Below are 26,181 nucleotides of genomic sequence, written 5' to 3' on the forward strand. Positions count from 1 at the left end.
CAAATCTTCATTAAATGAAATGCCTTTTCCTCACATTTTTTCTATTTTTTAGTTGTACAATTTCAATAAATGCCCAGCGGTACCAGTTTAAAAAATACAAAACTGAGGAAGGATTGGTCAATAATGAAACCTTCGCAATAATCCAAGACAGCCAAAATAGAATTTGGGTGAGCAGTACCGGTGGAATTAGCTGCTTTAACGGGAAAACTTTTAAAAACTTCACGACGGATGAGGGTTTAGCATCAAACATTGTGTTCAGCATTTTTGAGGATTCCAAAGGCAGAATTTGGGCCGGCACGTTGGACAATGGCATAAGCATAATTGAAAATGGGAAAATAACCAACCCCACTGGGGTGGATTTTAATTTTTTGGGAAGTGCCACCAAAATTTTGGAAGGTGTGGACGGCACAATTTACCTCATTTTTTTAAATGGGATTGTAACTTACAAAAATGGAAAATTAGATTATTTATTAAAGGGTACAGAAGACAATCAGATTGCGGGGTTGCAGTACGCCGCTTGGTACGACAGCAATACCATCTTTTTGGCTTCCTTAAAGAAAGGTATTTTTAAGATGACCCTAAACCCGCTGAATATTGAAAATATTTATAATGAAAAAGACGGCGTAAATAATATTTGCTACTCGGTTTTCGTGGATTCCAAAAAAGATGTTTGGGTTGGCGCATATGGCGAATTGTATCAAATTTCCCAAGGGAAATTAAATAAATTCAGATTCAAACCTGAGGATTTTGACAACAACCGGATATATGGAATATACGGAGAAAATGAAAATGAACTTTATTTAAGCTTCGAGGGCAACGGATTTGGAATATTCAATAAGCAGACCGGTGATTTAAGAACTATTAATGAATCGCAAGGTTTGCCCACAAAATACATTTATCGGATGATTAAGGATACCGAAGGTAATCACTGGATGACCAGTTTTGGCGAAGGGATTATTCGATTCAGGGATACTGCTTTCAAAATTTATGATAAAACCCAGGGTTTGCCCTCGGTGAATGCCGTTGCAGAATGGAATAATAAATTGACCATAGCCAGTGATGAAGGCCTTTTGATGATGGATGCAACTGGAAAAATTAGCCCAGTAATAAAAGGGGATGCAGTAAAAACGCTTTTCGTTACTCCAGAAAATAATATGCTGTTCAATACCAATCGTGCTGTTTTTGAGCTGTTAGAAACCAGCGCGAATCCTACACTTATAGACGAAGGTGATTACAATCAATTGTTCAAGGCAAAGGAAAAAACTTATCTTTTTGGTACTGATAACATCAAGATTCTAGCAAAAGATTCCACTTATTTTATAAACACGAGAAGATCAATATCCATTAAACCAATTGGAGACCGTTATATACTTTGCAAATTGGGAGGATTGTTTCAAATGGATGAAACCGGCACCGATACTATTCCGGGCCTTCATCCGAAAGTTCATTTTGATTTCAGAAGTCTGGATGCCATCAATGAAAATGAAGTGCTTGCCGGAAGCGAAAAAAATCTATACCACATTTCGTTGGATCGCGGCATTTTCAAAATACGGAAATTTAACCTGGATCGGTTTACCGGTTTAAAACATTTTCGCGCATTGAAAGTGGATGGCAACAATTTATGGTTGGCGGGAAGGGACATGCTTTTGAAAGTGGATTTGAATCTTCTGCTTAAAAAGGATACAATAAAGGCGGAGAAATTCAACACTACCGCCAATTTTCTGGAAAATCATATTGATTTAAATTCACTTCTGATTACGGGTGATAAAACTGTACTCGCAACCTCTCTAAGCGGAATATTAGCCTTTAACGAGAAAGCATATATTCCCAACACACAACCTCCCAAGCTTGCCATTTCAGAGATTCTCCTATTTTCCGAACCTCTTGCCGATAGCTTATACCGAACAAAAAATGGTATTGTCCTACCCTATCAAAAAAATTATTTAAGCTTTTCAATGGAGGCAATTACATTCACTAATCCGGAGAATGTTTACTATCAGTACCGAATGAGGGGTCTTCGAGATGGAGATGAGTGGTCCCTACCTACTAAAGATCCGAACGTCGTTTTTTCATATTTACCTCCGGGCGATTATTCGTTTGAATTCCGGGCGGACAATGGTAATGGAGTTTGGCAAACTGCACCTTATGAATATTCGTTCAAAATATCTGTACCATTTTGGAAAACTTGGTTTTTTTGGGTGTTCTTGATTTTTGGAACTTCAATAGCTGTTTTTCTTTTTTATTATTATAAAAATCAGGCCGAACGAAAAAGAAACGAGGCCTTCACCCATAATTTAATAAAAGCACAAGAGGAGGAGCGAACCCGCGTGGCACGCGAACTGCACGACAGTGTGGGTCAAAAACTTATGCTCCTCACAAAAAAAACGAAATCTACAGGAAACCAGGAAATGGAATTCTTGGCAACAAATACGTTACAGGAACTTCGGTCCATTTCCAAAGGGTTGCATCCCGCAACACTTGAACGTTTAGGACCCACAGTAGCCATCAGAAATATGGTTGATGAAGTGGACTCTAATACCAGCATTTTTTTTACGCACGAAATTGAGGACATAGATGCATTGTTAAGCAAGGAAGCATCGCTACATTTGTATAGAATTATTCAGGAAGTGCTAAACAACATGGTAAAACATGCTGAGGCCAAAGCTGCCTCAATAACCATTGAAAAGAAGAAGAATAGTATTGAAGCTATTATTTCTGACAATGGAATAGGGTTTGAATTTTCCGAAAAAGTTAAAACCAGTGATAGTTTAGGTATGAAAACAATCTTGGAACGCGCCAAAATACTTCATTCAAAAATTGACATCAAAAGCCAAATCAATAAAGGAACCACCGTCACTTTAACCATTCCACTAATAAATGCATAAAAAAGATATTTCAATAATAATAGCGGACGACCACCCGATGATCCTCAAAGGGCTACACGATGAATTGGCGGCCAGCAATTATAACGTGGTCGGGCAGGGTGCAAATGGAATGCAGGCGTTGGAACTTATTTTAACCCATAACCCAACACTAGCTCTTTTAGATATTGATATGCCACTTTTAACAGGGTTTGAGGTAATAAAAATGGCCAAACAGAAAAACGTGCAAACCAAATTTATAATATTATCCTTTCACAAAGAGAATGAATACATTTCCCAAGCCAAGGCGCTTCAAATTAATGGTTATCTGCTAAAGGAAGATTCCTTTTCCGAAATCGAAACTTGTATTGATACCGTATTAAAAGATGAAACTTATTTTAGTCATTCCTTCGTTCCAGCCTCACTAGTCAGCGTTTCGGAGGAATTAAAAAAAATGAAACATTTAACTTCTTCGGAAAAAACTGTACTGAAATTGGTGGCAGAGCAAAAAAGCAGCGGTGAAATTGCCGAAAAGCTTTTTATCTCCATTCGGACCGTTGAAAAACACCGCAGCAACATTATTTTGAAATTGGAAATGGAAAATACCCACACTAATGTTCTTACCAATTGGGCTTATTTAAACAGAAATCTTATCAAGGAGCTTTAGAAATTAATACCCGAAATCACTTTTTATTTTGTCCGCTCTATCCAATAATTTATCAATCGTAATAAAATCAACTTCTTCCTTGTCATAAGCTCCTTGGTAGATTTTCATCGCCTTTTTTGGCTCCCCAGTTTCTTCATAATAGCGTCCTAAATAATAATCTCCAAGCACCGTATTCGGGTATTGTCTTTTGGCGAGTGTCGCAATTTCACGAAGCGATTCCCACTGACTTTTCTTTTCTGCAGCGGTTGCGGTAGCTATAAAATCGTTAACCCGAATGTTGTTCGTTATTCCGAAAAGATCTTCAATCACTTTATATTTATCCAACAAATATTGGTGAATCGGCGTGTCCATTTTCAACAAAACCTCATTGTATTCCTTTTTGCTAATAGGCCTATAAACTGAAAATATTTTTTCCAATGCGTTGGGAATACCGCGGCCGCCAAGGGAATAATGCGTGGCGCCGTCAAAATTGTCATAATAGTAACTGAAGGAATTACTTTTCAGTCCGCTCAAACGGCTGTTCAGATCTTCGGCCGCTTCCATTAATCCCTTAATATCGTCCGTCCCCGTTGCAACATAATAAAATATCTTCCCCGGTATTTTCGGAATGCGCTCTATAAGTCGATCTTCCATCATCGGTGCCATATCCGGGCTTAGGTTAATATAACCGTTTAACAAAGGCGGATCCTTAAAAAGATAATAATTCAGAAAATTTGCCGTAAAATCGTGCCCAACGCCAATTATGAATTTTGCGGTACGATATTTTCCATCAATATACGGCAGCAGTTCCATACCGATAAATTCGAAAAATTTAGCGCCTTTTTCCCCCGGCATAAAAGTATTGTCATCATAAGCGCAATCGTCATAACGGCTGTCTCCCTGCATAATTCCAACTACGATAGACTCCGGCATGTCTTCCCAATAGCTGAAATAATCCACATTTCCAGCAACGGGCTCAAAAAGATAATCGGCGTCCAGCACCAAAACTATGGGATATTTTTTTTCAACGTTTGAATCGTAATTCCGTGGAAGTTGAATTTTCAATCTTCGGGATTCGCCCAATTTGGAGGAGTTGAATTCCTCATAAATTATTTGGGAAATTGAGGCATGGCTGATAAAAGCGCATAAAGCGAAAAGCAACAATTTTTTCATTGGGTAGATTTTTTTTTAATCTTCGGAAAGATAACAATTTTTGAATTTGTGGTTTTTTCGAAGTAAAAAAATAAAAAAGAAACTATAGTTTCAATCGCCTGCGGTTGTAGAGAGGAAGGAACACGAGCGAAAGTACCCCGAAGAAAACAATGGACGCAATGTTTGATATCCACACGATCCATCCGAAAGCGGTGCCAACAGTTTTTAAAACTCCGAAAACAACCAAAATTCCGGCCACCGCTGCTGGATAGGTTCCAAAACCGCTATTGGTAAAGGCGAAGGTGAAACTGCCCACAACGAAGGCTATGATTATGGTTCCTAATGGAATGTTCGAAGTTTCGGGAAGCGCGTAAAGTGCGGCATAGAATGATAGCACATAAAGCCCCCAAATGGCGCACGTATGCATTAGGAAAGGCAACTTTTTTTTCATTTTCACAATGCTGAAAACGCCTTCCTTTAAACCGATTATGAAACTTTTCAGTTTTTTGTGTATGTTCGATTTTGAAAATTTGATGTAGAGCAAAGTAATGATGGTAATAAAAAGAATTCCGAAAATGAGCAGGTATAAAATTGAGGGCGGAATACTTTGCATTACATAGCCATACAGCACATCAAATTTGATTGCCATTGCCAAAACCGTAAAAATTAAAAGAAAAATAAGGTCAACAATTCTTTCAGAAATTATAGTTCCGAAGCCTTTTTGAAAAGGTACGCCTTCGTATTTGTCCAAAATAATGCCGCGGGAAACCTCCCCACTTTTCGGAATAAACACATTCATTAGATACGCCACGGAAATTGCCATAAAATTATTGGCGAGTTTTGTGCGATAGCCCAACGGCTGCAACATAAAATTCCAGCGATAGGCGCGAGAGATGTGGCTGAGCAAACTTAGCGCGACCGACAACAGTACAAACCAATAATTAGCATCGGCAAAATATTTTTTTGTTTCGGTAAGTTGTTGCGGGGTGAAGGATTGGTAAATATACCAAATCAGGAAAATCCCCAATGCCAGGGGAATGGCAATCTGCAAAAATTTTGAAAGGGAGCGGCCCACTTAACGAAGCAAGTTTGTCTCTTCGTCGGGAAAGACCATTGAGGGCTTGAAGGTTTTAGCTTCTTCCAACTCCATCAAGGCGTAGGTTATAAGTATCAACACATCGCCGGGGGCCACGCGTCGGGCAGCGGCGCCGTTTAGCGTAATTTCGCCACTGTTCCGCGGGCCGGGAATGGCGTAAGTCTCAAGGCGTTCGCCGTTGTTGTTGTTTACTATCTGCACTTTTTCGCCTTCAATAATGTTGGCGGCGTCCATTAAATCTTGGTCAATGGTAATGCTGCCAATATAATTTAGGTCGGCGCCGGTAACTTTTACTCTATGGATTTTAGATTTTACTACGTGTATTTGCATGGTGCAAAGGTATTAATTTAAAGGCATATTGTCTATCAACCTAACTTCGCCCGCAAACGCTGCGATGAAAGCCCTATATTTTGTGGCCTTATTTTTTCGCTTTGCGGTCTTGAGGGTTTTTTCGTTGGCGATTTCAAAATATTCCAATTTCAAGTCGGGGTTTTGCAAAAATCGTTCCGCAACCAAATGGTTCAAATCTGTAATGGATGTGGAACCGAATTTATCCCGCACTTCGTTTAAAGTTTTATAAATAGTTGCAGCTTCTTCAAACTGTTTTGTGCTTAGTCGTTTGTTTCGCGAACTCATTGCAAGGCCGTTTTCTTCCCTTAAAATAGGGCAACCAATAATTTTTGTATGAAGCTTTTCAAGAGCGACCAATTTTTTTACGATTTGCAATTGCTGATAGTCCTTTTCTCCAAAATATGCCGCATCTGGCTTTACAATTCTGAAAAGTTTGTTTACGATTGTCCCCACTCCGTCAAAATGCCCTTTTCGGTGCTTTCCTTCCATTTCTTTTTCAATGTTTCCAAAATGATATTTTTTGGCAGCAACCGTATCTTCATACAAATCAGAAACTTCGGGCAGAAAAACAATTATTTCTTCATTTAAATCCTTTAAGAGGGAAATATCGGCATCGGGGGTGCGGGGATATTTTTGAAGATCGGCACTGTTGTTGAATTGGGTGGGGTTAACGAATATGCTTACCACCACAATTTCGTTTTCGCTTAATGCTCTTTTTACCAAGGAAATATGGCCGGCGTGCAATGCTCCCATCGTTGGCACAAAACCTATTTTGTCAATTTTGTTAGCGAAAGACAAGGCCTGCACCAATGATTTTTTCTGGGTGTGTATTACCATAAAATTGGTTTAAGAGCGGGCAAAATTAATATATTAAAGACAATCTACATAAATTTTCGTAATTTTGCGTGTTTTTAATTCCCTGCCCAATGCACGGAGGAAAATAGCATTAATACCTAAAACCCAATAGATGAAAGATAAAAGAGTCTTGTATGTGTCTTCCGAAGTTATACCGTACCTTCCCGAGACCGAGATTTCTTCAATGTCGTTTGAAGCTCCGCGAATGATCAATAACCATGGTGGCCAAATTAGAATTTTTATGCCTCGATATGGCAATATTAATGAAAGAAGGCACCAACTGCACGAAGTGATTCGCCTTTCCGGAATGAATTTGGTAATTAACGATCTTGATATGCCGCTTATAATCAAGGTTGCCTCAATCCCAAAAGAACGGATTCAAGTTTATTTTATTGATAACGAGGATTACTTTAAACGAAAGGCGACCTATACTGATGAAGATGGCAATTTCTATAAAGACAACGATGAACGCGCCATTTTTTTTGCAAAAGGCGTTATCGAAACCGTTAAAAAACTGAACTGGTCACCAGACATCATCCATGTTCACGGGTGGCTAGCTTCCTTTTTACCTCTATATCTTCGCAATTATTATGGCAATGAGCCACTTTTCGAGAACAGCAAAATAGTTACCTCGGTATACAATCAAGGCTTCGATGGAACGTTAGCCAATAATACTATTGACAAGGTTCGGTTTGATGCAATTGACGATGAAGCAATTGTAGAACTTGACGAGCCCAACTATGTAAACCTAATGAAGATTGCCGTCCGAAATTCAGACGCCGTAATTGTTGGATCGGAAGTTATACCGGATGAACTGGAAAAATATCTTAACACTTTGGACAAACCGGTGTTAAAATATCATAATATGGAAAATTTTTCACAGGCATATTTGGACTTTTACCGCGAAAAAGTTTTAATATAAAAATCTTCATTCTATAGGATGAAATGATAGCAATTGTTTTCATCAAAAAAAGAATTAAATCAAAAATGGAATGCCTCGTTACAATGAACGAAACAACCGAAAATGAAATCCTGGGGCGTTCAAAAATCTATCTCTCAAACATTTGCAAATGAAAATTAAAAATCTGTTGCCAATAGCCGGCACTATTCTATTCCTGATTATTGCCCTGTCCTCTTGTCAAGAAGATGTAAGTACCATTGGTTCTGAAATTTTGGGAGATGAAACCCCAAATGGCATTTTAGACGATTCGCAATCAATTATCTCCTATAGCAGAAAATTGGGACCCGTGCAAAGCAACCGGCTTCCGGCATACCAACTTGGCGTATATAACGATCCGGTGTATGGAAAATCTACGGTAAACTTACTGTCGCAGCTCACTTTGGACCAAAGCGATCCAACCTTTGGCGACAGTGCCGCGGTGGATAGTGTGTATGTTTATCTGCCATTTTTCAGCACAGCTACAACGGCTAATGACATAACAACATATGAACTGGATTCCATTTACGGCTCTTCGCCAATAAATGTAAATATTTCCGCTTCCAATTATTTTTTAAGGGATTTTGATCCCAACACCGGATTTGAAGAACTCCAAAATTACTATACCGACCAAGGGCCAACCTTTGAGGCGAATCTTGGCGAACAATTGGGCGCGGTGGATAATTTTGTGCCAAGTAACCGAGGCTTTGTCCTAAATGCGGGAACGGATGACGAAGAGAAATTAGGCCCGGGATTTCGCATAAAATTGGATTCTGCATTTTTTCAGGATAACATCATATTAATGGAAGGAACGGAAGAATTGCGCAACAATAATAACTTTAAAAATTTCTTGAGAGGAATTTATTTTGATGTAACAACATCTTCCAACGACGGGAGCCTATTTATTTTTGATATTACCAAAGCGCATATTTCTATTTTTTATACCGCAGATAACGCATCCAACCCGGACGAAAAAGAAAACAAAGTATTCAAATTGAATTTTGGAGGAATTAACGTAAATACTTTTGAAAATGAACTGTCACCCGAAATCCAAACTGCCATCGCCAATCCGAATATAGAAACCGGAGAGGAAAATCTTTATTTAAGAGGGGGCGACGGTATCATGTCGGTAGTGGAACTATTCGGAAAGGATAATGACAACAACGGCGTTGCAGATGAACTTCAAACGCTCCGAGATAAAAAATGGATTGTAAATGAAGCAAATCTAATTTTTTATGTAAACCAGGAATTAATGGTTGGCGGCGCCACCGAACCGGAAAGAATTATGATCTACGACCTCAAAAACAGCAATGTTTTGGCAGATTATCTTTTAGACACCACCAATGGTTTGGAACCCATTGATGCCTTTACAAACCACTTTGGAAGATTAGAAAGAGGAAGCGACGGCAATGGAAAATACTACAAATTGAAAATAACCGCCCACATAAGCAATCTTATTAATAAAGATAGCACCAACGTGCCATTGGGAATTGTAGTTTCGCAGAACGTAGCCATCCGTACTACCCAAAAACTTCAAAATCCGATGGAACCTAATATTGAACAGATTCCATCAAGTTCAGTCGTTTCACCGGAAGGAACGATTCTATACGGCAACGCGGCGTCAGATCCAGCGAAAAGATTAAAACTTCAAATATATTATACCGAACCAAAATAAACCTCGCATATGTGTGGAATAGTAGGCTATATTGGCAAAAGAGAAGCATACCCAATCATCCTTAACGGTTTAAAACGTTTGGAATACCGAGGTTATGACAGTGCAGGAATTGCACTTTTTGACGGAACCGACATCCAACTGTGCAAAACAAAAGGCAAGGTTGCAAGTCTTGAGGAAAAAGCCGAAAAGGAAATAACCCGAAAAGGAAATCTTGGAATTGGCCACACCCGTTGGGCAACCCACGGAGTTCCGAATGATGTTAACAGCCATCCGCATTATTCAAATAGCGGTGATTTGGTAATTATCCACAATGGGATTATAGAAAATTACGATTCGCTAAAAAAAGAATTGAAAAACCGCGGTTACACATTTACCTCCGATACCGATACCGAGGTTTTGGTAAACCTAATTGAAGACATTCAAAAAAACGAAAATGTAAAACTTGGAAAAGCAGTTCAAATTGCATTAAACCAAGTTGTGGGCGCCTACGCAATTGCACTTTTTGACAGAAAAAAACCCGATGAAATTATAGTTGCAAAACTGGGTAGCCCATTGGCCATTGGTATTGGAAAGGATGAATTCTTCGTTGCCAGTGATGCCTCGCCTTTTATAGAATTTACGAACAATGCCATCTATTTGGAAGATGAGGAAATGGCCATAATCCGCCTCGGAAGAGACGTAAAGGTTCGCAAAATTAAAGACGATAAATTGGTTGCACCTTACATTCAAGAACTTCAGCTTAATCTTGAGCAGATTGAAAAAGGCGGTTACGATCATTTTATGCTGAAAGAAATCCATGAACAGCCAGCAGTTATAAAAGACACCTATCGCGGACGTCTTCTCGCAGAAAAAGGCATCGTAAAACTAGGTGGGCTTGAAGATTATATTGAAAAATTTATCAATGCAGATCGCATTATCATTGTGGCCTGCGGCACCTCATGGCACGCCGGTTTGGTGGCTGAATATATTTTCGAGGATTTGGTTCGAATTCCCGTTGAGGTGGAATACGCTTCCGAATTCCGATATCGAAACCCAATAATTTCCGAAAAAGATGTTGTAATCGCTATTTCACAGAGCGGCGAAACTGCAGATACACTTGCGGCAATTAAACTTGCCAAATCTAAGGGTGCCTTTGTTTATGGCGTTTGTAATGTTGTGGGTTCCACAATTTCCCGCGAAACCCATAGCGGCACTTATACCCACGCCGGACCGGAAATTGGCGTAGCTTCCACAAAAGCCTTTACTACGCAAATTACTGTGTTAGCAATGATTGCCCTTCGTTTGGCGAAAGCCAAAGGAACGATAAGCCAAAGAGATTTTATGCTGTATTTGCGCGAATTGGAACTTATTCCAAGCCACGTAGAAGAAGCTCTTAAAACGGAGGAGAAAATAAAAGAAATTGCTTCAGTCTTCAAGGATGTTCGCAATTTTCTTTATTTGGGAAGAGGCTACAATTTCCCTGTAGCCCTGGAAGGGGCGTTGAAATTAAAAGAAATCTCATACATCCACGCAGAAGGTTATCCCGCCGCCGAAATGAAACACGGCCCAATAGCGCTAATTGATGAACAGATGCCCGTAGTGGTAATCGCCATTAAAAGCGACCATTACGATAAAGTAGTAAGCAATATTCAAGAAATTAAGGCACGAAAAGGTAAGATTATAGCCGTAGTTTCCGAAGGCGATACAGCCGTTCGCGAAATGGCAGATTATGTTATGGAAGTTCCGCACACACCGGAGACCCTATCGCCATTGGTAACCACTATTCCGCTACAACTACTTTCATACCACATTGCCGTTATGCTCGGCAGAAATGTGGACCAACCGCGTAATTTGGCAAAATCTGTAACCGTAGAATAAATTCTATCGTATACAGTTTTTCTTGTTTCTTTTGGCAAAATCAGTCAGAAAACAATGTATAATTGTGTGAGCTAAAATAATTCCGAAGAACAGATAGTTGAAATTAGTGTGTCCGCTAAACAATGCCGCAGAACCAATTAACATTCCAGCCCACACCAGGGCATTAATGATGATTATTTTTTTCATAAGCTATAAGTAAATCTTTTAATTCAATTGTTACAAATTCTTTCAAGTAGTTTAAATTTAAACTATGAAAGTAATTAACCTCATTTCCGGCCCGCGAAATCTTTCCACGGCCCTAATGTATTCCTTCGCGCAGCGCAGTGATGTTACAGTTTTGGATGAACCATTTTATGGTTACTATCTTCAAAATGCCTCTTTGGAAAATGAGCATCCTTCCCAAAAGGAAATTCTCAAATCCATGGAATTGAAAGAAGAAAAGATAATCGAGAACATTAATTCTCTTTCGGAAAAAAAACTCATTTTTATAAAAGGAATGGCGCACCATTATTTGACCGAGACACCCGAATTTATTTTGAATTGGGAAAATGTGATTTTAATCCGCCATCCAAAAAAGTTGATCGCTTCCTTTTCAAAAGTTATCCACTCGCCCACATTAAACGATATCGGCATCAAAAAAGCTTCGGAACTTTTTCTTTTTCTGAAAAAAAACGGAAAAACGCCCATTGTCATTGACAGTGACGAACTTTTGAAAAACCCCAAAATTTATCTCAATAAACTTTGTGATTTACTAAACATTCCTTTTTCTGAAAAAATGCTTCAATGGAAAAAAGGTGGAATTCCCGAAGATGGCATTTGGGCAAAACATTGGTATAAAAACGTACATAATTCAGAAGGGTTTGCAGTACAAAAAAGTAGCTCGGCGCCATTGCCAAAACATTTAGAGCCATTACTAAATGAGGCGCTGCCTTATTATGAAACTTTAAAAAATAATATTCTCAAAAATAATTCCGATTGAATAATAGATTTTCTGTCTGTTCACGAACCATCCAAAAACAATAAACTTTTAGCCTTAAGCTTTTAACTTTAAACTCAAAAAATGCTTCAAAAATCCAATCCAAAAAACGACAACATCCAAGTTTTTATAAAAGATAGACTATTCGCGCGCAGCGAAGCAAAAGTTTCGGTTTTCGACAGTTCCGTGCAAGGCGGAGATGCGGTATGGGAAGGGTTGCGGGTGTATCCCGAAGGGGTGGTTTGTTTGGATAAACACTTAACCCGTTTACAGGAATCGGCTAAAACCTTGATGTTCGCAGATATTCCTTCCAAAGAATTCATCAAAAACGCAATAAAACAAACCCTCGATGCCAACGGAATGACGGACGACACGCACATCCGTTTAACATTGACGCGAGGCGAAAAAATAACCAGCGGCATGGACCCGCGGTTAAACCAAAACGGGTCATGCCTAATTGTTTTGTCAGAATGGAAACCATTGGTTTACGATAACAATCAGGGTATAAAAGTGATAAGCACCAGCCAACGCCGTAACTCACCACAATTTTTGGACAGTAAAATACACCACAACAATCTGCTTAATAATATTATCGCAAAAATACAGGCGAATGTCGCAGGAAAAGATGCCGGATTAATGCTGGACGATCGCGGTTTTGTTGCAGAATTGAATGGCAGCAATCTCTTTATGGTGAAAAATGGAAAAGTTTTTACGCCTTTCGGTCACGCATGTTTGCCTGGAATTACACGCAATTCAGTGATTAAAATGTGTCTAAAAAATGATATTGAAATTTCTGAAGAAGACATCACACTTTCACAATTTTATAATGCTGACGGGGTTTTTGCCACAGGCACGATGGGTGAGCTCACGCCAATTGTTGAAATTGACGGGCGCAGTATTTCCAAAAACAATTCACTTCAGATAAAAATAATCGAGCTGTTCAAAACAGAAGTTCGAAACTTATGTGAAAAAATTTGATTTAAATGGAATCTCAAACATAGAGGAAAAAGGCTATATGTTTCAACAAATAAGGTCAATTCAGCTCTACAAGTAAGTCTGAACTTGTCAAAGATCTAGCTGCACTTGGACAAGCTAAAGTGTGACAAATCCCTTTCAAATAGAAATCGGAAAATTATTAAATTCAACAAGGCAAAAAACTCCATTTTTTTAAAGTTTGAGGTTGCAAATTTCATTCAGAAAAAACTATCTTTGCACCGTTCAAAACAGGGGTGGTTTTTTCGCCCTTAGTTAACTATAAAATAAACAGTTACTCATGTCACAAGTTACAGGAAAAGTTGCACAGATTATTGGCCCGGTGGTTGACGTTGCGTTTGATAGCGGCGCTGAACTTCCAAAAATATACGATTCGTTAGAGGTAAACAACAACGGAAACCTTTTGGTTCTTGAAGTTCAATCGCATATTGGCGAAAATATGGTTCGTACCATATCAATGGACTCAACTGACGGTCTTAGCCGCGGTGTAGATGCAGTTGCAACCGGAGCACCAATCCAAATGCCTATTGGGGATGCTGTATACGGCCGACTTTTCAACGTAATTGGTGATGCTATTGACGGAATCGGAAATCTTCCAAAAGAAGGCAACAACGGTCTTCCTATTCACCGGGAGGCTCCAAAATTTGAAGATCTTTCAACATCTACCGAAGTTCTTTTCACAGGTATTAAAGTAATTGATCTTATTGAGCCTTATGCAAAAGGTGGTAAAATTGGTCTTTTCGGTGGTGCTGGTGTTGGAAAAACGGTACTTATACAAGAGTTGATTAATAATATCGCTAAAGGTCACGGTGGACTTTCAGTATTTGCAGGTGTAGGTGAACGTACTCGTGAAGGGAACGATTTGCTTCGCGAAATGCTTGAATCTGGAATTATAAAATACGGTGAAGACTTTATGCACTCTATGGAAAATGGTGGATGGGATCTTTCAAAAGTTGACAAAACTGCAATGAAAGAATCAAAAGCTACTTTCGTTTTCGGACAAATGAATGAGCCACCTGGAGCACGTGCACGTGTTGCGCTTTCAGGTTTGACTATTGCTGAGTATTTCCGTGATGGAGCTGGCGATGGACAAGGAAAGGATGTACTTTTCTTCGTAGATAATATTTTCCGTTTTACGCAAGCGGGTTCTGAGGTTTCTGCACTTCTTGGGCGTATGCCTTCAGCGGTGGGTTACCAACCAACTTTGGCAACAGAGATGGGGGCGATGCAGGAGCGTATTACTTCAACAAAAAGAGGTTCCATTACTTCAGTTCAAGCGGTTTACGTACCTGCGGATGACTTAACGGATCCAGCACCGGCAACAACGTTTGCCCACTTGGATGCTACAACCGTACTTTCACGTAAAATTGCTGAGCTTGGTATTTACCCAGCGGTGGATCCATTGGATTCTACTTCACGTATTCTTTCTGAAGCTATTCTTGGGAAAGAGCATTATGGTTGCGCACAACGAGTAAAAGAGCTTTTACAGCGTTATAAGGAATTACAGGATATTATCGCGATTCTTGGGATGGAAGAACTTTCCGAAGATGATAAATTGGCAGTAGGTCGCGCGCGTCGTGTACAGCGTTTCCTTTCACAGCCTTTCCATGTAGCCGAGCAGTTTACAGGGATTCCGGGAGTTTTGGTTGACATTAAAGAAACTATCAAAGGTTTCAATATGATTATGGATGGCGAATTGGATCACCTTCCAGAAGCGGCCTTCAACCTAAAGGGAACTATCGAGGAAGCAATTGCCGCAGGCGAGAAAATGCTTGCTGAAGCATAAATACGTTCAGAGTTATGAGTTATGAGTTCAGAGTGGCTCATAACTCATAACCCCTAACTCCTAACTATCAAAAAAAATGTACTTAGAAATAGTAACCCCAGAAGCATCCTTAGTTTCCGGTCAAGTGGAAAGCGTAACTGTTCCAGGTGTTGAAGGCGAATTCCAAATGCTGAATAACCACGCGCCTATTGTTTCCGTTTTGCAGGAAGGAAAGGTAAAATTCAAAGGCAACCCTACTATTGCGGAAGCTTTTAAGAATAAATTCACCCAAGAAAATGGAAGTTGGGTTTTGCATATTTCCGGCGGGACCGTTGAGTGCAATAACAATCGGGTAATGGTTTTGGCAGACTAATTGTTGAAAAGAGATATAAAATCAAATCCCAAATTCCACATGGAGTTTGGGATTTTTCCATTTTAAAAGCTTAAAGTTATATTAATAGGATTACAACTTTCGCAGGCAGATTTGTAAATTTGCCCGTTGATGAAAACTATGCAACTACAGCAAATAGATAGGGTAAAAACCATTACCAAAGAAGATTTTCTAGAAAAATATTTCAAACCCCAAAAACCTGTTGTTATTGAAAGGTTTATTGAGGATTGGCCTGCATTTACCAAGTGGAATCTCGATTATATGGCGGATGTGGCTGGCGATAAAATGGTGCCCCTTTACGACAATCGCCCCGTTAGCCATAAGGACGGTTTCAATGAACCGCACGCCAAAATGAAAATGCGGGATTACATCGAGCTACTTAAAAAAGAACCCACTAAATACCGCATTTTTCTTTGGAATATTTTAAAGGAAGTGCCTCAACTGCAAAAGGATTTTTCATACCCTGATTTTGGCCTTAAACTAATGAAAGGCCTGCCAATGCTTTTTTTCGGAGGAAAGGACTCGTACACGTTTATGCACTACGATATTGATTTGGCAAATATCTTCCATTTTCATTTTGAAGGTAAAAAGGAAGTAATTCTTTTTGACCAGAAACAGAACGATTACCTCTACAAAATTCCTCATTCGCTGATTACGCGAGAGGATATTGATTTTCATAATCCAGATTTCGACAAATGGCCAGCCCTTAAAAAAGCAAATGGTTATATTGCAAATTTGGAACACGGGAACGTTTTGTACATGCCAGAGGGCTATTGGCATTATATGCGCTACATCACTCCCGGATTTTCCATGAGCCTCCGCGCCATTGCCCGGAACCCAAAAAATTTGGCGAAAGCCGTTTACAATATTGTGATTATGCGCTATTTTGACCAAATGATGCGAAAGTTGAAAGGCCAAAAATGGATTGATTGGAAAAACGAACAAGCAATCGTCCGCACAAACAAAGTGCTGTAATTCCCCGCGAAGGCGGTAATCTGTCGAACTTTGTTACGCATTAGTTCTTATGACATTCAATTTAATTATCTTTCCCTATTATTTTTTTTAAATTTTAAAAAGAATGAAGACATTCCTAACATTTATAGCCCTCCTTTGTTTTCAGCTAACTTTTGCGCAAGCCTTTTCTGGGCAGGGCGATGTGAAATTCCAGATTGGCGCCAATTTCCAAAACAACGGCACCGGAATTATGGGAAGTCTGGATTTTGGAATTGGCGAAAATATTTCGCTTGGCGTGGCCTCTGCCTATTTATTGGGAATTGACAAAATAACAAACGAAGAGGGCGACGAGGAGCCATTCGCCGCATTCGAGGACCGGTTCGATTTTCGCGCGCGGTTCAATGCCAACCTTGGCAATGTGATAAACGTAGATGAAAACTTTGATGTTTATCCCGGACTTTACGCCAGTTTGAAAAACTTCGGCGGCCATTTGGGGGCGCGGTACTTTTTTACCAGCGGTTTTGGTGTGTTTACAGAAGTGAATATCCCAATTTCAAAATACAATACTGACGTTCTGAGTCCTGCGGAAAAACTTCATAATCAGGTTTCGGTTAATGTTGGGGCTTCTTTTAATATTTAAAAATTTCAAAAATATTTTTGAACAGGTATTTAAATAATCTCGAAATTTTTAAAGGCAAGTTGCAAACTGAAATCGAATTAAATTCCATTCACTTTTTCATAAACCAACTCACTCTCCCATCCCCGATAAAAAAGATAATCGGCAAGTTTCTTCCTCTTTTTCTGAAGATTTTTTTCTGAAGCCAATTGCTGCATTCGCTTTTCAGCCAAAGCTTCAAAAGTTTTAAAATATTCCGAATCGGGTATTTCCTTTAATGCAATTTGAATATTGTATTTAGAGATTTCGCGCTGTTTTAGCTCATTCACTATTCTATTTTTGCCCCATTTTTTCGTTCTAAATTTTCCTCGTGCAAAAGCCTGGGCAAAACGAGTTTCATTTAAAAAATTGTGCCGCAGCAAATGATCAATTATTTGGTCAACTGCCACGGGAATCATCCGCATTTCATACAATTTTTGGTGCACTTCCTTGTGGCAACGCTCTTGGTATGCACAATAGCGTTCCATGCGTTTTTTGGCTTCATCAACTGTGTATATTTTGTAAGTATTCAAAGTGCGGATTTAATTGTTCGGTGAAGATAAAACATTTTATTTCCGCATAAAAGAACCACGAACCACGACCGCTGTGCTAAAAGAATCAAAACTTCAAATTAAAAACCAAGACAAGAGTAAAAAAATTCGTTCCTTTTACGAGGGTCTGGGGGTGGGCCATAAAAAAACCCCTTTCGAAGTAATCCTTCAAAAGGGGTTTAGGTTATTTTATCAATCCACCATCTTTGTCGTGGAAGTGATATTCGAGATATGTATAAGCATCCCGAGGTTGAATTTTGACCCATTTTTTGTGCTCCAAAAACCATTTGGTACGCACGCTTGGGAATCCTTTTGTGAGAAACGCGGCTATAAAAGGATGCGTGTTCAGCGTTATCTTTTTATAGTCCTTTGTGAAAAGGCGTTTCACCTCTTCATTAATCCTATTGATTACGATAATGGGCGCTTCAATTTCGCCATTTTCATCGCCTCCACTTCCATTGGAGTTTGGATCTTCTTCCCTCGTTTTGATGTTCATTTCAGGCCTAACTCGCTGGCGGGTAATCTGGATCAACCCAAATTTACTTGGGGGCAGTATTTTGTGTTTTGCCCTATCGTCCTTCATTTCATCGCGAAGGTGATTGTAGAGCTGTTTCCGATGATTGGCGTTTGCCAAATCAATAAAATCGATTACAATAATTCCGCCCATATCGCGCAACCTTAGTTGCCTTGCCACCTCGGTGGCTGCAATCATGTTCACTTCCAGCGCTGTGCCTTCCTGTGTTTTTTGCTTATTGCTACGGTTACCGCTGTTCACGTCTATCACGTGCATGGCTTCTGTGTGTTCAATTACTAAATAAGCGCCTTTGCTACCTGATACTGTCTTTCCGAAGGAAGTTTTAATCTGCCGTTCAATCCCGAATTTTTCAAAAATCGGAACATTGGAATCATAGAACTTTACGATATTTTCCTTTTTCGGTGCAATTTCCTGCACATAGTCTTTTATTTGCAAATAAAGGGTTTCATCGTCAATATGTATTGCAGAGAAAGAATCATTGAACATATCACGGATGATGGATGCACCCCGGTTTAATTCGCTAAGCACCTTTGATGGGTGATGCGCCCCTTGTAGCTTCTTACACATCGCCGTCCAGCGTTCGGTAAGGTTCTGTAAATCTTTGTCCAGTTCTGCTACTTTTTTGCCCTCGGCTACGGTTCTGATTATTACGCCAAATCCTTTAGGCTTTATGCTCGTTATCAAGCGTTTTAGCCTATCTTTTTCTTCGTTGCTTTCAATTTTTTGCGAAACTGAAACGCGGTCAGAAAATGGTACCAGCACAATATATCTTCCGGCTATTGAAAGCTCGGAACTGATGCGCGGTCCCTTGGTGGATATGGGTTCTTTTACAATTTGAACCAAGATGGATTGATTGGTTTTCAGGGCATCATTTAAGTTGCCGTGTTTATCAATCTCCTTTTCGAATGGAAAATTATTCAACGAATAATCCTTTAACTTACCTGAGGCCACATTTTTCACAAATTTTAATTGCGAAAGTACTTTTGGTCCGAGATCGTGATAGTGTAAAAAACCATCTTTCTCATAACCTACATTTACGAAGGCGGCGTTTAGACCTGGCACTGTTTTACGTATTTTGGCGAGAAAAATGTCGCCTACAGTAAAATTGTTGCCTTCCTCCTCTTTATGGAGCTCTATAAGTTTTCCATCCTTTAAAAGGGCAAAATCAACTTCTTGTGAACCGGACCTAATAAATAATTCGTAGTTCACTTTACATTTATTTTGTGGTCCCGGTTTAAAAACCGGAACTAATTAAACAATATTTTTTGACAGGTTTTGTGAAAAACCCGGTGAAATTGCAACTACACCATAGACCGGTGTCGCAATTTCAATTTCAAAGAACGAAATTTCCTTTGTGTGGAAAAGATGCCAGAAAAGCAACCATTCCGAAACACTTTTAAAACAGAAAAAGTAGTTTAGAAAACTACTTTTTCTTTTTGTGGCGGTTTGCGCGACGTCTCTTTTTTCGCTTATGGGTCGCTACCTTATGTCTTTTTCTTTTTTTACCGCTTGGCATACTGATGATTTTTATTAATGCTCCCTCCTTAAAAGTTGCGGAATGGAACTGGGTTATTATTATTTTATATCCACGTTTGTTTTTACGCCTTCAACAAAAACTTTTGCGGGTTTGAAAGCCGGAATATTGTGGGCAGGTATTTTAATGGTTGTGTTTTTAGAAATGTTTCTACCTGTTTTCTCAGCTCTTGTTTTGATAATAAAGCTTCCAAAACCTCTTAAATAAACGTTGTCACCACTTTCCAAGGAATTCTTCACTTCATCCATAAAGGTTTCAACTGTAGCTTGTACTTCATTCTTTTCCATTCCTAATTTTTCTGAAATCTTCGCTACGATATCTGCTTTCGTCATTACTTTTAAATTTAATTAATTATTCTTTTACTAGATTTTTTTTAGAGACCGCAAATATACGTATTTTAAAATCAATAAATCAAAGCATAATCCTTTAAAATTTAAAGGTATATAGATTAATTTTGCCCAATGCCGAAAAACTCCCCTAGCTTTTCCAACAAACTCATTACGTGGTATTTACAAAACACGCGCGATTTGCCGTGGCGAACAACCAATAATCCATATTATATATGGCTGTCTGAAATAATACTGCAGCAAACACGGGTTTTGCAAGGTTTGCCCTACTATTTAAAATTCGTGGAAACCTATCCCAAGGTGGAAGATTTGGCCAATGCCCATGAGGACGAAATTATGAAACTTTGGCAAGGATTGGGCTACTATTCCCGCGCGCGAAATTTGCACGCTACGGCAAAAATCGTTTCTGAAGAAATGAATGGTGCCTTTCCAAATAATTACAAAGATTTATTAAAGTTGAAAGGCGTGGGCGATTATACCGCAAGTGCCATTGCCAGCATCTGCTTCAATCAACCTGAAGCAGTTGTGGACGGCAATGTGTACCGCACACTTTCACGCGTTTTCGGAATTTCCACTCCTATTAATACACCTGCAGGGCAAAAGGAATTTAAACAAATGGCACAGCTGCTCATTGATAAAACCCAGCCCGGAACTTTCAATCAAGCCATCATGGAATTTGGAGCAAGATATTGCGTACCACAAAACCCCGATTGCCCAAATTGCATTTTTAATGAAAACTGTAAAGCCTTTCAGCACAACAAAGTTTCGGAACTGCCGGTAAAAATTAAGGCCAAACCCATAAAAAAAAGATATTTCAACTATTTGGTGGTGCTATCCGTAAAAGAAAAAACCGTACTGCGGCAACGCACCGGCAAAGGAATTTGGCACAGATTATATGAATTTCCAATGATTGAAACTTCCGAGGATATAAATCTGCCAACCCTGGAAAAACTGCCGAAGTTTCAAAGTTTTTCAGAAGAATTTCAAATTGAAAACATTTCGCTCTACAATGAAAAACCTGTTATCCACAAGCTTTCGCATCAACATTTAATCACCCGCTTTTGGATAGTTGAAAGTCGGGAAAATTCCGAAGTTGCAATTCCCGTTTCCGAAATTGGCAACTATGCGGTGCCCGTACTGATCGAGAATTTTGTTTCAGATTTTTTTGGCAATTACTAATTGCACCTTACCTCCTTCCCCGTAAATGGATTCATATAAAAATTTAAAAAATCATTATATTTAAAATGCAAAATTTACCTTTGCACAAATTGAAAAAGAAACTATTATGAGCGGAACATTGAATAAGGTAATGCTTATTGGGCATACGGGTGATGATGTAAAAATGCATTATTTTGAAGGCGGTAGCAGCTTGGGTCGCTTTCCGATGGCCACCAATGAAACCTATACAAACAAAACCACTGGCGAGCGCGTCACAAATACCGAATGGCACAATATTGTGGTTCGGAACAAAGCTGCCGAAATCTGCGAAAAATACTTAAAAAAGGGCGATATGGTTTATATTGAAGGGCGCCTGAAAACCCGCAAATGGCAGGATGACAAAGGGTTGGATAGATATAGCACCGAAATACATTGTACAGATTTTACCTTTTTGTCCCCCAAAGGCGAAAGTGGTAATTCGGGACAAAATATGTCCAGTCAACAAGCAACGTCTGCACCTCAAAATAGCAACATAAATTCTGGCGAAGAGGACGACTTACCTTTTTAATTGTAAATTAAACCCATCACCTTGGACACGGAGCCCCCTGGTTTACTATTTTTTTCTGTTTTGGATTTTACCCAAATAACAAGTGGTGTTATGCTATTTGTTTTGTTAGCATGCTCTGCACTAATTTCTGGCGCCGAAGTGGCTTTCTTTTCGTTAACCCCAACCGATTTTGAAACAAACCAAGAAAAAGCTATTGCTAAAAAATTGGGTATTGCCCAACGATTACTAGCCAAGCCGAAAAAATTGCTGGCAACCATTTTGGTATCCAACAATTTCATAAACATCGCGATAGTCCTGCTTTTTGATTCCATGAGCGAAACACTTTTTTCCGGAATCCAATCCAATTTCTATGGAATTGATGTGCGCTTTATCGTGGAAGTGGGCGTGGTCACATTCCTGATTTTGCTTTTCGGGGAAATTCTTCCTAAAATCTATGCCAACCGCAACCGCATTTCTTTCGCCGTTTTTATGGCCCAACCGCTAAACATTTTGGACACGCTATTATCCCCCATCAGTTTGCCCATGCGTTCTGCCACCACCTATCTTAACAACCGTTACGGCAAACAGAAGTCCAACATTAGTGTGGACCATCTTTCACAAGCGCTGGAACTTTCTAACAAGGATACAACTCACGAAGAGCAGAAGATTCTTCAAGGCATCGTTACCTTCGGCAACACCGATACCAAACAAGTAATGAAAAACCGAATGGATATTTTTGCCCTGAATGAGGAATTAACTTTTAAGGAAATTTTGCCCGAAATTATTGAGCATGGATATTCGCGAATTCCCGTTTACAAAGACAGTATGGATAACATTACTGGCATTCTGTACGTAAAGGATTTAATTCCGTACACAGACCGTAAAACTCTGGATTGGAAAACCTTGAAACGAGAGGCCTATTTTGTTCCCGAAAACAAAAAGCTGGATGATTTGCTGAACGAATTCAAGGAAATGAAAATGCACCTTGCAATCGTAGTTGACGAATACGGCGGTACGAGTGGGCTTATTTCCTTGGAAGATATTATTGAGGAAATTGTGGGCGAGATCAGTGATGAGTTTGACGATGAGGATTTGATTTTCTCGAAACTGGACGACAATACTTTTATTTTTGAAGGAAAAACACCTTTGAAAGATTTCTATAAAGTAATAAAAGCAGAGGATCCGGAAATTTTTGAGGATGAAAAAGGCGAAGCGGAAACAGTGGCCGGCTTTTTGCTGGAAATCTCAAGAGGTTTTCCGAAGAAAAATGAAGTAATATCTTTTCACAAATATGCGTTTACCATTGAAGCGTTTGAGGGCAAGCGCATCAAACAAATAAAACTTACCATTGAAAATCAATAAATTTTTTCTCCTTATTTTCTCAAGCCTTTTCGTGCTTATTTCTTGCGAAGATGACGTTTTGGTAAAACCTTCGGCTATGCTTCGTCTGGAATATCCATCTCCGGAATATAAAAGCATATCTACGGATTGTCCCTATTCATTCGAAATGAACGAAATCGCAAACTTGATAAAAAAGAAAAATTGCGGAATAAATATAAATTACCCCAATATGAAGGCTACTTTATATTTGACGTATCAAAATGTGAGAAACAACAATCTGGACTCCCTATTGCAGGATGCGCAAAAACTTGCTTACGATCACACTATAAAGGCAAACAGCATTCCGGAACAGCCATACATAAATCCTGACAAAAAAGTATATGGCATGTTTTATATGATTAATGGCAATGCCGCCAGTCAAACCCAATTTTACGTCACGGATAGCATTAACCATTTTGTGAACGGCGCACTCTATTTTGATGCAAAGCCAAACTTCGATTCCATATATCCAGCCGTTGTTTATCTCCGCGAAGACATGCGGAGATTGATGGAAACTATCACTTGGGAATAAACAGGTTAAGGTGCGGGGAAAAAAAGTTAACAATCCCTTTGCAATTGGTTCGGCAAGTTTTTGTAACTTTTGGCTGTAAAACTAACAACTATGTTTAAAGTATATTCTCGCTACGGTATTGGGATTGCAGTAGTTTTGATTGTTTATTTTCTTCTTCTGAAATTAATGGGCCTTCACCAATATCCAGTGTTAAGCGCTGTAAATGGCTTGATATACGGTGCCGGAATGTATCTGGGAATTAAACATTACAACTCCAGAAAAAATAAGCTGAAATATGAAAAAGGGTTTGAGGTCGGCCTTTTTTGCGGTGGTATAGCTACCGTAATTTTTGGCGCTTTCATGGCCCTTTATATGTACCAAATTGATACGGAATTTTCAGCAAATATTCTGGAATCATGGAATTTGGAATACGCCATGGGAACCTTAACCCTGCTAATTTCCATTTTGCTAATGGGTTTTGCCACTACCATTGTTTTGACCCTAACCTTCATGCAACTCCTCAAGAAATCTTGGAACACCCAAGACGGAAACCGAAATACGCTGTAAATTAACTTCAAAAGCCTTTGCGTTTTACATTTTAAAAATTATATTTGCACCCGCTTTTACCGGACGGTGAAAGCATTTTGTTTAACTAATTTATAAACGATTCGCTATGTACGCAATTGTAGAGATAGCAGGGCAGCAAGTAAAAGTTGCGAAAGACCAGAAGGTTTTTGTTCATCGTTTGCCAGTTGAAGAAGGTAAATCAGTGTCTTTTGACAATGTACTTCTTATTGGTGACGGAGACAATATAACCATCGGCGCCCCGGCTATAGACGGCGCTCTAATAGGAGCTAAAGTCGTAAAACACCTAAAAGGTGACAAGGTTATTGTTTTCAAAAAGAAAAGAAGAAAAGGTTTCCGTAAGAAAAACGGTCACCGTCAGTATCTTTCTGAAATCGTAATTGAAAGTATTGTTGCCTCAGGAGGCAAGAAAGAAAAGGAAGAAGCCAAAACAGCTGCTCCAAAAAAAGAAACTAAGCCAGCCGCAAAAGCTGAAACCCCAAAGGCAGAGCCAAAAGCTAAAGCCAAAAAAGAGGTTGAAGTTAGCGAAAACTTAATTTCACGTGCTGAAAACAGAGCTGCGGAAGCAAACATCGATATCAATATCGAAAAAGTACTTCACAGTATTGGAACTGCTCCAAAAGCAGATGCCGATGATCTTAAATTGATCAACGGGATTGGTCCTTCAAATGAGGAAAAACTGAATGAATTGGGTATTTATACCTATGAGCAAATCAGCAAACTTAAAGCTGCAGATCGCGAAGAGCTTTCAAAAATTGCAGGTTTTACCCGTGAAAAGATTGAAGCTGACGAATGGGTAAAGCAAGCTAAGGAATTGTTGAAAAACAAATAAACCGAAATCATTAATTAAAAAATTATAAACCATGGCTCACAAAAAAGGAGTTGGTAGTTCCAAAAACGGTCGCGAATCAGAATCGAAACGTCTTGGCGTTAAGATTTTCGGTGGACAGGCTGCCATTGCAGGAAATATCATCGTAAGACAAAGAGGATATACGCATCACCCAGGTGAGAACGTATACGGTGGTAAAGATCACACTTTGCACGCGCAAGTGGACGGTGTGGTAAAATTTACCAAAAAGAGAGATAACAAGAGCTACGTTTCCATCGTTCCAAACGCTGAGGCATAGTCTAAACTTGTTATATAAAAGCAAAACCTTCACAACAATGTGAAGGTTTTTTTATTTTTTGGCGTGTTGTTGAAATTCTAAAAACGAAGTTGGATTTTTCAAAAGTGTCCATTTTTCATTTTCAGGGTAATGCGAAAGAATAAATTCCGCAGGTTTTACCAAATACCAAAAGCTGTCCGGATTCTTTGCAGTGCCGTGGCTAATGGCCCAAGTAATATCCAGCAAATGCCATTTTCCATTCAGTTTTACGGCATTCCACGTATGTTCCGGCACTATTCGATTCTGTACTTTTCCTGAATATTTTTTTGTGAATCCGTGAATCACTTCCGAAGAAATGCTAACATCCGCGCACAATTTCTTAAAGAGAAAAGCAAAACCACCGCAGAGTGCCATTCTTCGTTCCAAAACTTTTTTAATCACATTTTCTTCGGAAGTATAAAATTGCTTTTGAAGTTTTTTATTACGCATCAATTCGTGGTCGTATGAAATATTTTGGGTAATCCATTTGAAAATTTCCGCAGCCTTTTCAGCATCAGAAGTTGCATTTCTTGTAATTGAAAATGCCAATTTGGAAGTTGAAAAGCGCTCTGTTTTTGTTGAATGATTCTTTTGTGGATAATTGTCATTCCCAATTACAGCCCCTATCTGCGCAACACAATTTATTCCGAAGCCTAAAAAAAGTAATAAAATAAAACACGTTCGCATAAACCTAATTCGATTTATGCCAAAACGTATTTAATAA

26 protein-coding genes are annotated in these 26,181 nt (G+C 39.1%); 18 read left to right on the top strand and 8 right to left on the bottom strand.

Annotation, left to right across the window (positions count from 1 at the left end):
- Window positions 1–14 precede the first annotated feature (14 nt).
- Both QRD02_RS00550 and QRD02_RS00555 read left to right on the top strand, forming a co-directional pair.
- Entirely contained in the window at window positions 15–2,885 is a 2,871-nt protein-coding gene (locus QRD02_RS00550; protein ID WP_290252943.1) for a sensor histidine kinase, read from the top strand.
- On the top strand, window positions 2,878–3,528 hold the full coding sequence (locus QRD02_RS00555; RefSeq protein WP_290252944.1) for a response regulator: 651 nt from the start codon (window positions 2,878–2,880) through the stop codon (window positions 3,526–3,528). The genes QRD02_RS00550 and QRD02_RS00555 overlap by 8 nt, the downstream gene beginning before the upstream one ends.
- Window positions 3,529–3,531: 3 nt before the next feature.
- On the opposite strand, the gene QRD02_RS00560 is transcribed toward QRD02_RS00555, so the two are convergent.
- The 4 genes from QRD02_RS00560 to panC all read right to left on the bottom strand — a co-directional run bounded on the left by QRD02_RS00560 (window position 3,532) and on the right by panC (window position 6,943).
- Window positions 3,532–4,680 (bottom strand): alpha/beta hydrolase, encoded by a 1,149-nt coding sequence (locus QRD02_RS00560; RefSeq protein ID WP_290252945.1) that lies wholly within the window; start codon window positions 4,678–4,680, stop codon window positions 3,532–3,534.
- Window positions 4,681–4,762: 82 nt separating this feature from the next.
- Window positions 4,763–5,710 carry a lysylphosphatidylglycerol synthase transmembrane domain-containing protein gene (locus QRD02_RS00565; RefSeq protein ID WP_290252946.1) on the bottom strand — a complete coding sequence of 316 codons (948 nt, stop codon included), beginning with the start codon at window positions 5,708–5,710 and terminating at the stop codon, window positions 4,763–4,765.
- A 24-nt stretch (window positions 5,711–5,734) separates the two neighbouring features.
- Window positions 5,735–6,085 carry an aspartate 1-decarboxylase gene (gene panD / locus QRD02_RS00570; protein ID WP_290252947.1) on the bottom strand — a complete coding sequence of 117 codons (351 nt, stop codon included), beginning with the start codon at window positions 6,083–6,085 and terminating at the stop codon, window positions 5,735–5,737.
- 12 nt (window positions 6,086–6,097) lie between these two features.
- Window positions 6,098–6,943 carry a pantoate--beta-alanine ligase gene (gene panC, locus QRD02_RS00575; protein WP_290252948.1) on the bottom strand — a complete coding sequence of 282 codons (846 nt, stop codon included), beginning with the start codon at window positions 6,941–6,943 and terminating at the stop codon, window positions 6,098–6,100.
- 130 nt (window positions 6,944–7,073) lie between these two features.
- On the opposite strand from panC, the gene QRD02_RS00580 reads away from it, so the two are divergent.
- From QRD02_RS00580 to QRD02_RS00620, 9 genes are all read left to right on the top strand, one after another.
- Window positions 7,074–7,883 (top strand): glycogen/starch synthase, encoded by an 810-nt coding sequence (locus tag QRD02_RS00580; protein ID WP_290252949.1) that lies wholly within the window; start codon window positions 7,074–7,076, stop codon window positions 7,881–7,883.
- 148 nt (window positions 7,884–8,031) lie between these two features.
- Entirely contained in the window at window positions 8,032–9,573 is a 1,542-nt protein-coding gene (gene bamH / locus QRD02_RS00585) for a BamH family beta-barrel-assembly machinery protein (protein ID WP_290252950.1), read from the top strand.
- 9 nt (window positions 9,574–9,582) lie between these two features.
- The gene (gene glmS, locus QRD02_RS00590) at window positions 9,583–11,430 is read left to right on the top strand and encodes a glutamine--fructose-6-phosphate transaminase (isomerizing) (protein WP_290252951.1); all 1,848 of its coding nucleotides are present in this window, start codon (window positions 9,583–9,585) and stop codon (window positions 11,428–11,430) included.
- A gap of 250 nt (window positions 11,431–11,680) precedes the next feature.
- On the top strand, window positions 11,681–12,409 hold the full coding sequence (locus tag QRD02_RS00595; RefSeq protein WP_290252952.1) for a sulfotransferase-like domain-containing protein: 729 nt from the start codon (window positions 11,681–11,683) through the stop codon (window positions 12,407–12,409).
- Between the two features lie 81 nt (window positions 12,410–12,490).
- Window positions 12,491–13,384 carry an aminotransferase class IV gene (locus QRD02_RS00600; RefSeq protein WP_290252953.1) on the top strand — a complete coding sequence of 298 codons (894 nt, stop codon included), beginning with the start codon at window positions 12,491–12,493 and terminating at the stop codon, window positions 13,382–13,384.
- A 295-nt stretch (window positions 13,385–13,679) separates the two neighbouring features.
- A complete protein-coding gene (atpD, locus tag QRD02_RS00605; protein WP_290252954.1) occupies window positions 13,680–15,185 on the top strand; it encodes a F0F1 ATP synthase subunit beta in 1,506 nt (501 codons plus the stop codon).
- Between the two features lie 76 nt (window positions 15,186–15,261).
- Complete coding sequence (locus tag QRD02_RS00610; RefSeq protein ID WP_290252955.1) at window positions 15,262–15,537, top strand: FoF1 ATP synthase subunit delta/epsilon; 276 nt, start codon at window positions 15,262–15,264, stop codon at window positions 15,535–15,537.
- A 138-nt stretch (window positions 15,538–15,675) separates the two neighbouring features.
- Window positions 15,676–16,530: a cupin-like domain-containing protein gene (locus QRD02_RS00615; protein WP_435373013.1), complete on the top strand. Its 855-nt coding sequence runs from the start codon at window positions 15,676–15,678 to the stop codon at window positions 16,528–16,530.
- A gap of 103 nt (window positions 16,531–16,633) precedes the next feature.
- Window positions 16,634–17,149, top strand: a complete 516-nt coding sequence (locus QRD02_RS00620; RefSeq protein ID WP_290252957.1) for a DUF6646 family protein — start codon at window positions 16,634–16,636, stop codon at window positions 17,147–17,149.
- 77 nt (window positions 17,150–17,226) lie between these two features.
- Here the strand turns inward: QRD02_RS00620 and QRD02_RS00625 are convergent, their stop codons facing one another.
- The 3 genes from QRD02_RS00625 to QRD02_RS00635 all read right to left on the bottom strand — a co-directional run bounded on the left by QRD02_RS00625 (window position 17,227) and on the right by QRD02_RS00635 (window position 20,116).
- Window positions 17,227–17,697, bottom strand: a complete 471-nt coding sequence (locus QRD02_RS00625; protein WP_290252958.1) for a regulatory protein RecX — start codon at window positions 17,695–17,697, stop codon at window positions 17,227–17,229.
- Window positions 17,698–17,899: 202 nt separating this feature from the next.
- Entirely contained in the window at window positions 17,900–19,459 is a 1,560-nt protein-coding gene (locus tag QRD02_RS00630; RefSeq protein ID WP_290252959.1) for an Rne/Rng family ribonuclease, read from the bottom strand.
- A gap of 366 nt (window positions 19,460–19,825) precedes the next feature.
- Complete coding sequence (locus tag QRD02_RS00635; RefSeq protein WP_290252960.1) at window positions 19,826–20,116, bottom strand: HU family DNA-binding protein; 291 nt, start codon at window positions 20,114–20,116, stop codon at window positions 19,826–19,828.
- Between the two features lie 129 nt (window positions 20,117–20,245).
- Here QRD02_RS00635 and mutY point away from each other — a divergent pair, with 129 nt between their 5' ends.
- The 7 genes from mutY to rpmA all read left to right on the top strand — a co-directional run bounded on the left by mutY (window position 20,246) and on the right by rpmA (window position 25,439).
- A complete protein-coding gene (gene mutY, locus QRD02_RS00640; RefSeq protein WP_290252961.1) occupies window positions 20,246–21,310 on the top strand; it encodes an A/G-specific adenine glycosylase in 1,065 nt (354 codons plus the stop codon).
- 106 nt (window positions 21,311–21,416) lie between these two features.
- Window positions 21,417–21,857 (top strand): single-stranded DNA-binding protein, encoded by a 441-nt coding sequence (locus QRD02_RS00645; protein WP_290252962.1) that lies wholly within the window; start codon window positions 21,417–21,419, stop codon window positions 21,855–21,857.
- Window positions 21,858–21,878: 21 nt separating this feature from the next.
- Window positions 21,879–23,198, top strand: coding sequence for a gliding motility-associated protein GldE (locus tag QRD02_RS00650; protein WP_290252963.1), 1,320 nt, complete (start codon window positions 21,879–21,881; stop codon window positions 23,196–23,198).
- The gene (gldD, locus tag QRD02_RS00655; protein ID WP_290252964.1) at window positions 23,185–23,748 is read left to right on the top strand and encodes a gliding motility lipoprotein GldD; all 564 of its coding nucleotides are present in this window, start codon (window positions 23,185–23,187) and stop codon (window positions 23,746–23,748) included. The genes QRD02_RS00650 and gldD overlap by 14 nt, the downstream gene beginning before the upstream one ends.
- 90 nt (window positions 23,749–23,838) lie before the next feature.
- The gene (locus QRD02_RS00660) at window positions 23,839–24,294 is read left to right on the top strand and encodes a DUF4199 domain-containing protein (protein ID WP_290252965.1); all 456 of its coding nucleotides are present in this window, start codon (window positions 23,839–23,841) and stop codon (window positions 24,292–24,294) included.
- 106 nt (window positions 24,295–24,400) lie between these two features.
- Window positions 24,401–25,144, top strand: a complete 744-nt coding sequence (gene rplU, locus QRD02_RS00665; RefSeq protein ID WP_290252966.1) for a 50S ribosomal protein L21 — start codon at window positions 24,401–24,403, stop codon at window positions 25,142–25,144.
- Between the two features lie 31 nt (window positions 25,145–25,175).
- Window positions 25,176–25,439, top strand: coding sequence for a 50S ribosomal protein L27 (gene rpmA, locus QRD02_RS00670; RefSeq protein WP_290252967.1), 264 nt, complete (start codon window positions 25,176–25,178; stop codon window positions 25,437–25,439).
- 51 nt (window positions 25,440–25,490) lie between these two features.
- On the opposite strand, the gene QRD02_RS00675 is transcribed toward rpmA, so the two are convergent.
- Window positions 25,491–26,144, bottom strand: a complete 654-nt coding sequence (locus QRD02_RS00675) for a transglutaminase domain-containing protein (protein WP_290252968.1) — start codon at window positions 26,142–26,144, stop codon at window positions 25,491–25,493.
- Window positions 26,145–26,181: the final 37 nt, after the last annotated feature.

The organism is Aequorivita aurantiaca (assembly GCF_030410135.1).
Lineage (GTDB): Bacteria > Bacteroidota > Bacteroidia > Flavobacteriales > Flavobacteriaceae > Aequorivita > Aequorivita aurantiaca.

What these genes read in the sequence shown, in the direction of transcription:
- QRD02_RS00550 (WP_290252943.1), top strand. Translation starts at nt 15, where the DNA reads ATGAAATGCCTTTTCCTCACATTTTTTCTATTTTTTAGTTGTACAATT.
- QRD02_RS00555 (WP_290252944.1), top strand. Translation starts at nt 2,878, where the DNA reads ATGCATAAAAAAGATATTTCAATAATAATAGCGGACGACCACCCGATG.
- QRD02_RS00560 (WP_290252945.1), bottom strand. Translation starts at nt 4,680, where the DNA reads ATGAAAAAATTGTTGCTTTTCGCTTTATGCGCTTTTATCAGCCATGCC.
- panD (WP_290252947.1), bottom strand. Translation starts at nt 6,085, where the DNA reads ATGCAAATACACGTAGTAAAATCTAAAATCCATAGAGTAAAAGTTACC.
- panC (WP_290252948.1), bottom strand. Translation starts at nt 6,943, where the DNA reads ATGGTAATACACACCCAGAAAAAATCATTGGTGCAGGCCTTGTCTTTC.
- QRD02_RS00580 (WP_290252949.1), top strand. Translation starts at nt 7,074, where the DNA reads ATGAAAGATAAAAGAGTCTTGTATGTGTCTTCCGAAGTTATACCGTAC.
- bamH (WP_290252950.1), top strand. Translation starts at nt 8,032, where the DNA reads ATGAAAATTAAAAATCTGTTGCCAATAGCCGGCACTATTCTATTCCTG.
- glmS (WP_290252951.1), top strand. Translation starts at nt 9,583, where the DNA reads ATGTGTGGAATAGTAGGCTATATTGGCAAAAGAGAAGCATACCCAATC.
- QRD02_RS00595 (WP_290252952.1), top strand. Translation starts at nt 11,681, where the DNA reads ATGAAAGTAATTAACCTCATTTCCGGCCCGCGAAATCTTTCCACGGCC.
- QRD02_RS00600 (WP_290252953.1), top strand. Translation starts at nt 12,491, where the DNA reads ATGCTTCAAAAATCCAATCCAAAAAACGACAACATCCAAGTTTTTATA.
- atpD (WP_290252954.1), top strand. Translation starts at nt 13,680, where the DNA reads ATGTCACAAGTTACAGGAAAAGTTGCACAGATTATTGGCCCGGTGGTT.
- QRD02_RS00610 (WP_290252955.1), top strand. Translation starts at nt 15,262, where the DNA reads ATGTACTTAGAAATAGTAACCCCAGAAGCATCCTTAGTTTCCGGTCAA.
- QRD02_RS00615 (WP_435373013.1), top strand. Translation starts at nt 15,676, where the DNA reads ATGCAACTACAGCAAATAGATAGGGTAAAAACCATTACCAAAGAAGAT.
- QRD02_RS00620 (WP_290252957.1), top strand. Translation starts at nt 16,634, where the DNA reads ATGAAGACATTCCTAACATTTATAGCCCTCCTTTGTTTTCAGCTAACT.
- QRD02_RS00635 (WP_290252960.1), bottom strand. Translation starts at nt 20,116, where the DNA reads ATGACGAAAGCAGATATCGTAGCGAAGATTTCAGAAAAATTAGGAATG.
- mutY (WP_290252961.1), top strand. Translation starts at nt 20,246, where the DNA reads ATGCCGAAAAACTCCCCTAGCTTTTCCAACAAACTCATTACGTGGTAT.
- QRD02_RS00645 (WP_290252962.1), top strand. Translation starts at nt 21,417, where the DNA reads ATGAGCGGAACATTGAATAAGGTAATGCTTATTGGGCATACGGGTGAT.
- QRD02_RS00660 (WP_290252965.1), top strand. Translation starts at nt 23,839, where the DNA reads ATGTTTAAAGTATATTCTCGCTACGGTATTGGGATTGCAGTAGTTTTG.
- rplU (WP_290252966.1), top strand. Translation starts at nt 24,401, where the DNA reads ATGTACGCAATTGTAGAGATAGCAGGGCAGCAAGTAAAAGTTGCGAAA.
- rpmA (WP_290252967.1), top strand. Translation starts at nt 25,176, where the DNA reads ATGGCTCACAAAAAAGGAGTTGGTAGTTCCAAAAACGGTCGCGAATCA.
- QRD02_RS00675 (WP_290252968.1), bottom strand. Translation starts at nt 26,144, where the DNA reads ATGCGAACGTGTTTTATTTTATTACTTTTTTTAGGCTTCGGAATAAAT.